Genomic DNA, 11,896 nt, shown 5'->3' on the forward strand with positions numbered 1-11,896 from the left:
TTAAGCCCTCATATTCTTTTTGATTTATAGTAAGCTTTTATGTCATTTCTTTGAAGATTAAGGTTTTATATCTGGTTTATCTTTTGCTAAAAGGAGACAATTATTTTCTTGTCATTTAAGGTGTATTTCATATCGCTAATCTCTTCAAGCATTAAAAAAGTTTTAGAAATAGGGACATCCCGGGATATATACCCTGTAATATGTTCCTTAGGAATTTTGCCCTTATATTCAACTTTCACATCATACCATCTAGAAAGCTGTCTCATCACTGCTTGTATATCCGCATCATTAAAAGAGAAGATGTTATTTTTCCAGTCGATAAAGGATTGAGCGTCTACCTTTTTAACATTTAGTTTACCATTAATTAGCAAAGCTTGCTGTTCTGGTTGTAAAATCACCTGTCCACCTGAAGTTAATACCTTAACTGAGCCTTGAAGCAGCGTTGTCCTTACGGATGGTTCATCTTCATAATTATTCGCATTAAAATGTGTACCTAATACTTCAATTTGCTGACTGTTCATTTCAACTTTAAAAGGCACTGACTTATTATGTGCAACTTCGAAATACGCTTCGCCACTTAATGTCACTTTACGTTCCTTCTGTCTATAAAAAGATGTTGGAAATGTAATTGTTGTAGCTGCATTTAAAAACACCCTACTACCATCTGGCAACAATACCTCGTACCTACCTCCATTTGGAGTAGAAATAGTATTATACCTTATAGGTAAATCAGTATTCTTGGCAGATGCTACCATTTCGTAAATTACACGTCCTGCAGTATCTTTTATTACTTTTATCCCTTGCTGTTGAACAAGCTCTCCATTATCCGCATCAGTAAGGCTTATTTTTTTTCCATTAGCAAGTGTCAATACTGCTTTATTACCTCCCGGAGCAATATCATTTACCGGAAACTGTTCGGTAATTCTATCAGGCTTCAAAAGAAAATGATAGGCTGAAAAGCTCATCACAACAAGAATTGAGGCAGCTATACTGATACGTGCATATAATTTCTTTCTTACAGGCGCAGCTACCACTTTATTCTGTTGGATCATTGACCACATGTCATTTTCTGCATATAAAAAATCTCTATCAGATAAATCACTGATTTTTCCGGCACCGTTTAAAAGAAACCACTTTTCTACTTGTTGTTTTTCTTCTTCTGTACAGTGACCTGCTTTATAAGCAGACAAGAGTTCTTTAGCATTTTTCATTCACAATAAGACTTTTTATCAATGGCCCTTATAACTAAGACAATTGTAAATAAGCGAATGGGTAACGAAGAGAAAAAAAAATTAAATAACAGATAGAAAATAACTCAGCTTACCCAATCTTTTACGCAAAACCTTGAGCGCACGTTTCATATGTGTCTCTACAGTCTGTTCAGATATATTTAATTTTTCGGCGACTTCCTTGTTTGAAAGGTATTCTTTTCGACGCATGATGAAAACTTCACGCATCTGCTGAGGTAATGCCGCAATCTCCATTTCTATTAAATTCTCAATATCTTTTTCTCTGATCTTATGATCAGACTCTTCGGTTGACTGGTCTATCATATGTTGTAAAGAATTTACATACTCTTCTTTAATAAGGTCATGTTTAACTATATTAAGAACCCCATTTAGCACCGAGCGGTACATATAGCTATTCAAACTTGTTTTTAGTTCAAATTCATCACGATTATTCCAGAGCTTAATAAATAAATCCTGAACAACATCTTTAGCTACATCCTTGTTGTTTAACTTTTTATAAGAAAAGTTAAACAGTAACACTTTGTATCTATTAAAAACCTCGGCAAATGATTGTTCATCTCCCAATTTAATGAGAGCCACCAATTCCTGATCAGAATATTTATCATATCTACCTGACATTGTTTTCTACATTACTTAATTCCTGTTGAAATACGCCGGCAATATAAAAGAATATTATTAATATAAATCAGATCCCATATTATACTTCCATTATGTTAAAACACTAGGTCATCTTCCACTCAGGTCTTTCAAAGTGGCAAGTATAGCCATAAGGGTTCTTTTGCAAATAATCCTGATGTTCCTCTTCAGCATTCCAGAAATCTCCTGCCGGAAACACTTCTGTAACAATTGGGCCTGGCCAAATACCAGAAGCTTCCATATCGGCTATTAAAGCTTTTGCTGTTTCATGTTGTGTTTCGTCAGTATAAAAGATAGCAGAACGATATGAGGTCCCTATATCATTGCCTTGTCTGTTAAGCGTAGTTGGATTGTGAATCTGGAAAAAGTATTCCAGGAGTTTACGGTAGGATAAAACTGAAGGATCAAATATGATCTCGATACCTTCCGCATGTGTACCATGATTCCTGTAAGTTGCATTGACAACATCCCCTCCTGTGTATCCCACTACCGTCGAAATTACTCCCGGATAATGTCTGAACAACTCTTCTACTCCCCAAAAACAACCGCCGGCTAAAATGGCTTTTTCCTTATTCATATATTCTTTTTTTTTTGAAATAAAGGTACTATATTTTAAATATTACTCAAAAGTTAAACCCTGTAATAAAAATTATTATTTTAGGCCGTTTTTAATATTCGGGATAATATTAAAAAAAACTAAACAATATCTACGTAGAGCTCTCTATAGTTTGGAAATTGCAATAAAGTAATCCAGCCTGTAAAGTAGAACTACGGATAAAATAATCTCAATCATGATTGCAAAAAGACTGGAGGGTATAAGTGAATACTACTTCTCCCAAAAACTAAGGGAAATTGATACCCTGAATAAAGAAGGTAAAGGCATTATTAATTTAGGAATCGGCAGTCCGGATCTTCCTCCACATCCTGATGTAATCAGGACTTTACAGGAAGCAGCTGCCAGTCCTTCAATACATGGTTATCAAGGCTATAAAGGGATTCCTGCATTACGACAGGCTTTTGCTGATTGGTACCAGCAATGGTACAGGGTGAGTCTGAATCCTGATACAGAAGTATTACCGTTAATAGGCTCAAAAGAAGGCATTATGCATATCTGTATGACCTACCTTGAAGAGGGTGATGAAGCACTGATTCCTGATCCGGGATACCCCACTTATGGTAGTGCTGTTAAGTTAGCCGGCGGGAAACCAGTAAATTATCTTTTACAGGAAGAAAAAAACTGGTATCCAGATCTTAAAGCATTAGCAGCAACCGATCTGAGCAAAGTAAAACTGATGTTTGTGAATTACCCACATATGCCTACAGGCCAGCAGGTAGCTCCTGGTCTATTCGAAGACCTGGTCCGCTTTGCAAAAGAAAACCATATCTTACTGGTACACGATAATCCTTATAGCTTTATCTTAAACGACAATCCTATAAGTTTGTTGGAAACACCGGGAGCTAAAGATGTAGCCCTGGAATTGAACTCTTTAAGTAAATCACATAATATGGCTGGCTGGCGCATTGGTGTACTTTGCGGATCGAAAGAAAGAATTGAAGAAGTTCTGAGATTCAAAAGCAATATGGACAGTGGTATGTTTATGCCGCTGCAACTGGCTGCTGCAAAAGCTTTAGGTCTGGGCGCAGACTGGTATAACCATATCAATAGCATCTATGCAGAAAGAAGAGAAAAAGTATATCAGATAATGGATATCCTTAGTTGCAAATATGAACTTAAGCAAGTTGGTTTGTTTGTATGGGCAAAGATACCGGATCATTATCAAGATGCTTATGCACTCAGTGATGAGGTTCTTTATGGATCGGGTGTATTCCTGACCCCGGGAGGAATATTTGGAAGCCAGGGCAACAAGTATATCAGGATTAGTCTTTGCGGCGACCTTTCAAGATTTGAACAGGCAATAGGCCGCATTAGTAAATAGCATTAATTAGCATACATATAAAATTTATATAATGAAAATAGCAGTAGTCGGCCTCGGACTAATTGGTGGTTCCATGGCCTTGATGTTAAAACAAAAGGGTTTTGCTTCTAAAGTTTATGGTGTTGATAACCTGGAAGAGCATGCTCTTAAAGCGTTGGAACTTGGAATTGCAGATGAAATAACGGACCTGGACAATGCCATAGCTAATAGTGATGTAATCATACTAAGTGCACCTGTAAGTGTTTGTACAACCTTATTACCTCATGTATTAGACCAGATACAGCATCAGATTGTTCTTGATACCGGATCCACTAAAACATCTCTGCTAGATGCTGCTAAAGGGCATGTGAACCGTGGCAGATATATTGCAACTCACCCTATGTGGGGTACTGAGTTCAGCGGACCTGAAGCTGCTACTGATGATGCTTTTGAAGGAAGGGCAAATGTGATCTGTAATGCTTCTGACAGTGATAAAGATGCACTTGCAACAGTTGAACATTTATATGCACTGTTAGGTATGTATAATGTTTATATGGAAGGGAAAGACCATGATGTACATGTAGCCTATGTCAGTCATATTTCACATATTACTTCTTTCGCATTGGCCAATACTGTATTGGAAAAAGAGAGAGAAGAAAATGCTATTTTTGAACTAGCCAGTGCGGGTTTTGAGAGTACTGTGAGGTTGGCAAAAAGTAGTCCGGCCATGTGGATGCCGATCTTTAAACAGAATAAAGAAAATGTACTTGACGTTTTAAATGAGCATATTACACAACTCCGTAAATTCAAATCCTGCATTGAAAAAGAAAACTGGGACTACCTGACCGAGTTAATGGAGAATGCAAATAAAATCAAAGCTGTGCTTGACAGAAATAACTGATTACCAGGTGCCGTTCTGGCACCTGTATTCTACCTTTTGGTAGTTTTTGGACCTAAGGTGAGGAACATTCTTTTTCCTTCAAGCTTAGGAAACAATTCTACTTTACCTACTTCTTCAAGTGCCTGAGCAAATTTGAGAAGAAGTATCTCGCCCCTGTCTTTATAAACAATTGCCCTACCTTTGAAATGTACAAATGCGCGTACTTTTTCTCCGGCCTCAAGAAATGATGTCGCATGTTTAAGCTTAAACTGAAAATCGTGATCATCTGTATTCGGACCGAATCGTATGTCTTTTATAATAGTCTGCTTGGCTTTAGCCTTGATTTCCTTATCTTTTTTCTTCTTTTCGAAAAGAAATTTATTGTAGTCAATAATTCTGCAAACTGGAGGTACTGCTGTTGGTGAGATTTCTACCAGGTCTAATCCTTGTTCTTCAGCTAACTCCAGGGCTTTTGCCAGTGGATAAACAGCTGACTCGATGTCTTCACCAGTTACTCTCACTTCAGGCGAAGTGATGAACTCATTAATCTTATGTTCTGCTTCTTTCTTTTTAAAGGGTAAGCGTCCCCTAAATCCTACTCTTTTTTTTAATACCAAATTTGAAAATATTTAAGTGAATAATAATAAATCTTTAATAAGCTTTTTTGGCCTACACCCATAATATAGCAATTCAAAAGGGGCTTTTATGAAAATAACTCAATTGATGACTTTAAACTTATATTAAGAAATAATCATTATAAGATTAAAAAACTAAAATCGTCTTATTCACAGCGCCCTTAACAGAATCAATTTATTATATTCGTCACATGAGAAGAAGAGACTTTTTTAAAGGCGGATCACTGGCAATCCTGGGGTCTTCGTTATTATCACCTTTTGAGACCATCGCAGCTGTTACAATGCCTGATAGTAAGGGTAAGCTTGCTAAGAATATTATTTTTCTTGTTAGTGACGGTATGAGTACAGGCACGCTGAATATGGCTAACACATTACTAAACCGTAAAAACGGCATATCAAGTAAATGGATGTCATTATATGAAGAAAACAAAGTGACCAGAGCATTAATGGATACTGCATCTGCAAGTTCCATTGTTACAGATTCTGCTGCTGCAAGTTCTTCATGGGGAGGTGGTGTACGAGTTCCTAATGGTTCTTTAAATGTGAATGCGGATGGAACTGAAAATCTGCCGATTCTCCAAAAATTTAAAAAAGCCGGTAAATCAGTTGGTGTAGTTACCACTGTAACTGCCACACACGCAACCCCTGCTGGTTTTAGTGTAACCAGTAAAAAACGCAGTGATGAGCCAGGTATTGCTGCTAAATATCTGGATCTTGGAATGGATGTAGTGATGGGTGGTGGATTAAAACATTTTTCTCCCTCTCTGAGGAAAGATGGTAAGGACTTATTTGGTCAGGCACGTACGAAGGGCTATACAGTAGTAACAGATCGCAAACAACTACTTAGTCAGGATGGTTCAAAACCATTGCTAGGAATTTTTACAGATGATGCCCTACCTTATGCATTAGACCGTTCTAGCGATAAGGAATTAATTGAGAAAGTTCCAACACTTGCTGAAATGACTAAGAATGCCATTAAAACTTTAAGCAAAAACAAGAATGGTTTTGTGCTACAGGTAGAAAGTGGAAAGGTTGATTGGGCTGCTCATGCTAATGACATCGGTGGATTGCTTTATGACCAGATTTCATTTGATGAAGCTGTTGCTGAAGCCATTTCTTTCGCAGAAAAGAGTGGAGATACATTGGTAGTCATTACTACCGACCACGGAAATGCCAATCCTGGTTTATTCTATGGTGCAAATGCTGATCGCAATTTTGAAAAGATTTTTAATTTTAAACAAACTAATAATTGGGTACTTGATGGTGTAAACAAAGACACTTCGGTAAGTTCTTTCATAGAAAAACTCGAAGCTGCACAAGGTTATGCAATCACTAAAGCCGAAGCAGAACAAATATTGGTTCATTATGGCAAAATAGATGAGAAAGGATTGTATAACCCGAGAAATCTTCCTTACAAAGACCTGGCACTTGTACAGTCTAAATACACCTCTGTAGGATGGGGATCTATGGATCACTCTGGTGATTACGTAGAGCTTGCTATGTTTGGTCCAGGAAGTGAGTTATTGAAACCATTTGTTAAAAATATAGAACTCCATAACCTGATGCTGAAGGCTTGTGGAGTGATCGCTTAACAAGAAAGGCCAGCCCCTTAAGGATCTGGCCTTCTTTATTTCATTTCCTCTTAAAATGAGAACTATACGCTAATTAACTTTAATTAATTCAACGCGTCTGTTTTTAGCTTTATTTTCTTCAGAATCATTGGCTACCAAAGGGCGTTCTGCTCCAAAACCTTTTGCTGAAAGGCGGGTCTTATCAATTCCATTATTAATCAGTTGAGTCATAACTGAAAGAGATCTATCATCTGAAAGCTTTTTATTGTGTGATCCGTCTCCCGTATTATCCGTATGCCCCTCTATTGCAATTTTTAAAGAGGTGTCATTTTTCAATGCTTTTGCAATTTGATCTACTATGGCTTTTCCATCTGTAGTGATAGCAGACTTGTCGAGCGCAAAATTGATATATAAGATTGATTTCCCTTTTTCTGAAAGATCCTTTACAATATCATCGGCCGTGATCTTTTTAATGGTTTGCTGAAAAGGTTTTTCCTGAACAATTTGAAACGATGTTGTCGCGAAATCCTTTTTTTCTAAAATGATATATACATTACCGTCATTTCGGCGAATAACATAAGTCAACATTTGTTGACCATCGCTTGGAATAAAGCTACCATCATCTCCAGCATAAGTAACCAGCTTATTATATTGCTCCAACCTATCTCCCTTTAACTCACCTTCAAAAATCTTAACACCTCCTGCAGCAAGAATGGCATCCTCATAACTTTTTAAAAGGTAACGATTACTGATCTCTATGCCACCGCTCTTATCCTCATGGATCCATGCTCTAAACACTTTTCCTTCAACCTCAAAAAGACTGTCATCAGTTGCTGCTACTATAAAATCAAAGGGTTTAACTTTAACATTATTAATATACATTGCTCCTTTAGGAGCAGTAAAAAAAGGGAATTCACCTATATCTATTGTTGAAACCGGAATACTTTCAATATCAAACTTTTTATTTCCTGTTGATGTTTGCGCTGAAGCTGTTGTTGAAGAGGCTTCAGTATTCTGGACTTTAGCATCCTGATTTCCATCAGAAGTTTTAGATTGGTTACATGATAAGGCTAATAAGGATCCTGCAAGTAAGAATGTAATTTTTTTCATTGGTATGTTTTCTTTCGGTTGAGAAGCATTATCATACTTCTATTTTTTAGTATTAAAGATTAAAGCCGAAAAATTATAGATAAATATTAAAATATCAAAATTACGGCAATACACTTTCAGAAATACGTAATGATTTGTTTCTTCCGACTTGTTGGAAAAGTGCCCTATTTTTTTTTACTTTTCATTTCCCATTCTGCTGCAATATTTTTGTTTCCTTTCAGCCAGTCGTAATAATTATACAATATCATAGAAGATAATCCATCTGGTTCAGAAGGCCCTATGTCTCTAAAATATTTTAGCAAACGAGAGCCACCCCAAAGACCCCAGTTATTCCTGATCCACATACCTAATCCATGATGTAATCCTAGCATATCACCTCTACTTTTGTAAGCTAAAATTTGCTTCTTACTATTAGGGTTCAATACTTTATCAAGTTCAACCATACATTCCTCCATATTCGCAGGAATATAAACATGATTAACTGAATCCATGCTTAACCTTCGCTCAAACTCCCTTGCCTGCTCTTTCTTCTCTGATTCCTTTTCCTCTAACGCTAAAGAATCATTTGGATTTCTAAATCCACCGAAGAAACTTTTGAAATGTTGTTTTTCAATTTTATCAGATATAAAACCTGATTCAAACACCGATTCAGTGATCAATTTTCTTATTCTACTTTCATCAAAGTTCTTATCACATTTTAACATCTCAATTTCAAAATGCCCCTTATGATCCAGGTAGCCTGTCAACTGAATTCTGTAAATTTTATACTTAAAAAAACCAGCTTCATTAACACTAACAAACTTTAATCCGGCAATCTCACCTATTGAATCAGATAATTTTTGACCACTATTTTTAAACTTGAAATCATTAATTCTTTCATAAGAAAAATCTGCATCATCAAATTTAGGAGATACCCTTTTATAGTTTTTAAGTCGATGATAAAGAGAATCAAATGGTGTTTTAGCTATTATTTTAACCCGTTTTAGATCAAAAACAGTGACTACCTTTTTTGCATCAGTGAAATAAATGATATCGTTATGGTTCAAAATACTGTTTGCATTTAGAAACAGTTCCTGTTCACTTACCCCCTCTTTTTGAACTTTATCCAAGCCTTTTTTTGAGTTTTTCTTATAGTCAAAAACAATATTGGTATTGTCATAAAGAAATCTGCAATTATCCTGTTCAGGGTCACAACTTGTAAATTCAGCTTGCGTATATGTTTTTAATAACTTACCATTTTTGTAGATACTGACATTTTTAAACCCTGGGCCAGCGGAAGAGTTTTCAGTAAAATAAGCAATAGTTGTCCCATCATTTGATATGGTTAAATAAATTGGGTTGTAGCTAAATACATCAAAAGATCTATCGATTTCATAAAGTACCTTCTTCCCCTTCTGCACAATAGATTTGCCAAGGGTATTTCCATGTTCATTTGAATAAGCTATAGACTTGAGGGAATATTTTCCATTCATAGAGAAAGTTTCAGTGATGGGTATTTTCGTCTGAGAGAACAGCGATGTTACCTGTAAAAAGAGAACCCAAATCAGAAGATATTTTATTTTCATCACCTTAAATGTATACGAAGTAAGTTAAAAAATCCTTTTCAAAAAAAAGAGGGTATCTAAAAAGATACCCTCTGCTAAAATTCTCCAGCTATATATGCTGGTTATTAACTATTATCAGCCTATTTAGCTGGAGTAATTATAATTTTTCTAAATTCAATTGGCTGGTGGTCACCCTGAAGATAAATTGGTCCTGGTTCACCTTCATTACTATCTAGCGCACCACCTGTAATACCTGGAATTTCCTGGTTACTAATGATTGTTTTACCATTTGCTACAACCGTTACCAAACGGCCTACCAATGTAATATCATAAGTTTGCCATTGATCTGGTCCTAATGTAACCATTTCATTAGCTGTTAAAAATCCGTAGATACCACCGAACAATACACTGTTTGGATGTGCGTCCTTATTGCTGTCCTCAATTTGTGTTTCATAACGACCTCTTAAATAAATACCGCTATTACCACCTTTTGCATATTTAAACTCTACATGCAATTTAAAGTCATTAAACTTCTGCTCAGTGATTAGGTTTGAGCCTGCTTTAGGGCTAGTTAAAACACCATTCTTTACTACCCATTGGTTTTTACCACTTGCTTTCCAACCGGTTAAATCCTTACCATTAAATAAAGCGATCGGTTTGCCCCATACTGGTGCCTTAGTTCTCTTTAAATATGGTGCTTTAACGCCTTTCCAATTGTATTTTTTACCGTTACAATCTGTCATTGTACCTTGTATTCCAGTAGCAGTAAGTTCACCTTCAATGATCATATTCTGATTTCCACTTTCCCACTGTGGTGGAATTTCGAATCTGAACTTACCATTGTCAAATTTAACTTCCGACACCGGACGTGCACTACCAGAAGTAGCTACAAAATATCCTACCAATGTTTTGAAGCCTGATAACTTTACTTCAAGCCATGATGGAGCAGATTTACCATTTTCATCAACGGTAATGTCCCAACGTCCAATCAGATCTTTTGGTTCAGCAGATGATTGGAGATTAACAGGAGCTTTGCTTGCAGAAGCAAACAAAGTATTAGTAGAACCAGCCATCAAAAGGCAGCTCATACCAAATACAAGAAACTTTTTACGCATAAAATAATTATTTTTAATAGTCATTTGTGTTTAGGACCATGGCTGGCAATGATTTCCAACTTTTGGCAGGACAAGATAGTAATTTTTTTACAGTTCAATATTGAATATTAACCATGAATAGCTCCTTTATTGCCATAGCTTTGAATCAGTTCTCCTTCAAACTCAAGCCATTCTTTCCACCTTTTATCTACGTCAACATCTATGGTATATTTTCGGGCAAAATTTAGAAAAACAGTATAATGACCTGCCTCAGAAACCATCAAATCGTGATAAAATTTAGCCAGTTCAGCATCATTAATGTTTTGAGAAAGTACCCTAAAGCGTTCACAGCTTCTTGCTTCAATCATGGCGGCAAATAATAGTCTGTCAATAAATGCAGTGTTTCTGCTCCCATCTCTTTTACTAAACTTTACCAAACGGCCTACATAATCGTCTTTACGCTCACGACCAAGCGTATAGCCACGCTGCTTAATGATGTCGACAACCATCTGGAAATGCTGCATTTCTTCTAATGCAATAACAGTCAGTTCTTCAACCAAATCCATATGTTCCGAGTTATTGGCAATCAGGGTAATGGCATTTGTTGCTGCTTTTTGCTCGCACCAGGCATGATCGGTTAAGATCTCTTCTAAATTCGATTCAGCAATGTCTGCCCAACGCGGGTCTGTCAATAATTTTAATCCAAGCATCTAATAGGTATCTCCTTTTCGCCAAAAATAGCAAAGAAACCTTAAATTTTATCTCCCCATGAAATGTATATTTGAACTATATCCCCATTTCATGAAGATGAAAGCTCAATTCCAAACCGCAATAACAATAGTTAATACCCTTTGTTTAATTCTTATCATAATAACATCTGGCTGTGGAAGTAATTCAGATGTAGATAAAAGTGATATAAAAACACAATATAATGCTGTAAATAAAGTCGATACAGCAAGCCTTAATATAAAATTGACGGATAAAGAATTTTATGGACAACTTGAAATAAATTACCGTGGTTTATATAAGGACTCTGGCGATGTAAGTGGAATTGTAAAAGGAGATACATTAAAAGGAACATTCCGTTTTCAGCATTATGGAATAGAAAATTGGCATACTATCCCCATTGCACTGTTAAAAAAAGATAACAAATTAATTATGGGCCAAGGCGCCATGGAAATTTATATGGGTATGTATTATTTCAAAAAGAACATACCTATCGATTATCAAAGTCCAAAATTCGCATTTCACAAGCTGTAA

12 protein-coding genes are annotated in these 11,896 nt (G+C 36.2%); 4 read left to right on the forward strand and 8 right to left on the reverse strand.

Going from position 1 to position 11,896, the window contains the following annotated elements; genetic code table 11:
- Positions 1-86: 86 nt before the first annotated feature.
- The 3 genes from ABDJ41_RS14520 to msrA form a co-directional block, all read right to left on the reverse strand.
- Positions 87-1,211, reverse strand: coding sequence for a FecR family protein (locus tag ABDJ41_RS14520; protein WP_349786784.1), 1,125 nt, complete (start codon positions 1,209-1,211; stop codon positions 87-89).
- Between the two features lie 81 nt (positions 1,212-1,292).
- Positions 1,293-1,868: an RNA polymerase sigma factor gene (locus ABDJ41_RS14525; RefSeq protein WP_349786785.1), complete on the reverse strand. Its 576-nt coding sequence runs from the start codon at positions 1,866-1,868 to the stop codon at positions 1,293-1,295.
- A gap of 103 nt (positions 1,869-1,971) precedes the next feature.
- Positions 1,972-2,463, reverse strand: coding sequence for a peptide-methionine (S)-S-oxide reductase MsrA (msrA, locus tag ABDJ41_RS14530; protein ID WP_349786786.1), 492 nt, complete (start codon positions 2,461-2,463; stop codon positions 1,972-1,974).
- Positions 2,464-2,677: 214 nt separating this feature from the next.
- On the opposite strand from msrA, the gene ABDJ41_RS14535 reads away from it, so the two are divergent.
- Together ABDJ41_RS14535 and ABDJ41_RS14540 are read left to right on the forward strand one after the other, a co-directional pair.
- Complete coding sequence (locus ABDJ41_RS14535; protein WP_349786787.1) at positions 2,678-3,823, forward strand: pyridoxal phosphate-dependent aminotransferase; 1,146 nt, start codon at positions 2,678-2,680, stop codon at positions 3,821-3,823.
- Positions 3,824-3,854: 31 nt separating this feature from the next.
- The gene (locus ABDJ41_RS14540; protein ID WP_349786788.1) at positions 3,855-4,703 is read left to right on the forward strand and encodes a prephenate dehydrogenase; all 849 of its coding nucleotides are present in this window, start codon (positions 3,855-3,857) and stop codon (positions 4,701-4,703) included.
- 29 nt (positions 4,704-4,732) lie between these two features.
- On the opposite strand, the gene infC is transcribed toward ABDJ41_RS14540, so the two are convergent.
- Positions 4,733-5,299: a translation initiation factor IF-3 gene (gene infC / locus ABDJ41_RS14545; RefSeq protein WP_349786789.1), complete on the reverse strand. Its 567-nt coding sequence runs from the start codon at positions 5,297-5,299 to the stop codon at positions 4,733-4,735.
- Positions 5,300-5,508: 209 nt separating this feature from the next.
- On the opposite strand from infC, the gene ABDJ41_RS14550 reads away from it, so the two are divergent.
- Complete coding sequence (locus ABDJ41_RS14550) at positions 5,509-6,909, forward strand: alkaline phosphatase (protein WP_349786790.1); 1,401 nt, start codon at positions 5,509-5,511, stop codon at positions 6,907-6,909.
- A 69-nt stretch (positions 6,910-6,978) separates the two neighbouring features.
- Here ABDJ41_RS14550 and ABDJ41_RS14555 read toward each other — a convergent pair whose 3' ends face one another.
- The 4 genes from ABDJ41_RS14555 to ABDJ41_RS14570 form a co-directional block, all read right to left on the reverse strand.
- Positions 6,979-7,998 carry an OmpA family protein gene (locus tag ABDJ41_RS14555; RefSeq protein ID WP_349786791.1) on the reverse strand — a complete coding sequence of 340 codons (1,020 nt, stop codon included), beginning with the start codon at positions 7,996-7,998 and terminating at the stop codon, positions 6,979-6,981.
- A gap of 164 nt (positions 7,999-8,162) precedes the next feature.
- Positions 8,163-9,563: a DUF6794 domain-containing protein gene (locus ABDJ41_RS14560; RefSeq protein WP_349786792.1), complete on the reverse strand. Its 1,401-nt coding sequence runs from the start codon at positions 9,561-9,563 to the stop codon at positions 8,163-8,165.
- A 119-nt stretch (positions 9,564-9,682) separates the two neighbouring features.
- Positions 9,683-10,657 carry a 3-keto-disaccharide hydrolase gene (locus ABDJ41_RS14565; RefSeq protein WP_349786793.1) on the reverse strand — a complete coding sequence of 325 codons (975 nt, stop codon included), beginning with the start codon at positions 10,655-10,657 and terminating at the stop codon, positions 9,683-9,685.
- A 107-nt stretch (positions 10,658-10,764) separates the two neighbouring features.
- Complete coding sequence (locus tag ABDJ41_RS14570; RefSeq protein WP_349786794.1) at positions 10,765-11,346, reverse strand: MiaE family protein; 582 nt, start codon at positions 11,344-11,346, stop codon at positions 10,765-10,767.
- 91 nt (positions 11,347-11,437) lie between these two features.
- Here ABDJ41_RS14570 and ABDJ41_RS14575 point away from each other — a divergent pair, with 91 nt between their 5' ends.
- Positions 11,438-11,896, forward strand: a complete 459-nt coding sequence (locus ABDJ41_RS14575) for a hypothetical protein (protein WP_349786795.1) — start codon at positions 11,438-11,440, stop codon at positions 11,894-11,896.

Origin of the sequence: Pedobacter sp. ASV1-7 (assembly GCF_040203335.1) — a bacterium.
GTDB lineage: Bacteria > Bacteroidota > Bacteroidia > Sphingobacteriales > Sphingobacteriaceae > Pedobacter.

What these genes read in the sequence shown, in the direction of transcription:
- msrA (WP_349786786.1), bottom strand. Translation starts at nt 2,463, where the DNA reads ATGAATAAGGAAAAAGCCATTTTAGCCGGCGGTTGTTTTTGGGGAGTA.
- ABDJ41_RS14560 (WP_349786792.1), bottom strand. Translation starts at nt 9,563, where the DNA reads ATGAAAATAAAATATCTTCTGATTTGGGTTCTCTTTTTACAGGTAACA.
- ABDJ41_RS14525 (WP_349786785.1), bottom strand. Translation starts at nt 1,868, where the DNA reads ATGTCAGGTAGATATGATAAATATTCTGATCAGGAATTGGTGGCTCTC.
- ABDJ41_RS14570 (WP_349786794.1), bottom strand. Translation starts at nt 11,346, where the DNA reads ATGCTTGGATTAAAATTATTGACAGACCCGCGTTGGGCAGACATTGCT.
- ABDJ41_RS14555 (WP_349786791.1), bottom strand. Translation starts at nt 7,998, where the DNA reads ATGAAAAAAATTACATTCTTACTTGCAGGATCCTTATTAGCCTTATCA.
- ABDJ41_RS14540 (WP_349786788.1), top strand. Translation starts at nt 3,855, where the DNA reads ATGAAAATAGCAGTAGTCGGCCTCGGACTAATTGGTGGTTCCATGGCC.
- ABDJ41_RS14520 (WP_349786784.1), bottom strand. Translation starts at nt 1,211, where the DNA reads ATGAAAAATGCTAAAGAACTCTTGTCTGCTTATAAAGCAGGTCACTGT.
- ABDJ41_RS14565 (WP_349786793.1), bottom strand. Translation starts at nt 10,657, where the DNA reads ATGCGTAAAAAGTTTCTTGTATTTGGTATGAGCTGCCTTTTGATGGCT.
- ABDJ41_RS14535 (WP_349786787.1), top strand. Translation starts at nt 2,678, where the DNA reads ATGATTGCAAAAAGACTGGAGGGTATAAGTGAATACTACTTCTCCCAA.
- ABDJ41_RS14550 (WP_349786790.1), top strand. Translation starts at nt 5,509, where the DNA reads ATGAGAAGAAGAGACTTTTTTAAAGGCGGATCACTGGCAATCCTGGGG.
- ABDJ41_RS14575 (WP_349786795.1), top strand. Translation starts at nt 11,438, where the DNA reads ATGAAGATGAAAGCTCAATTCCAAACCGCAATAACAATAGTTAATACC.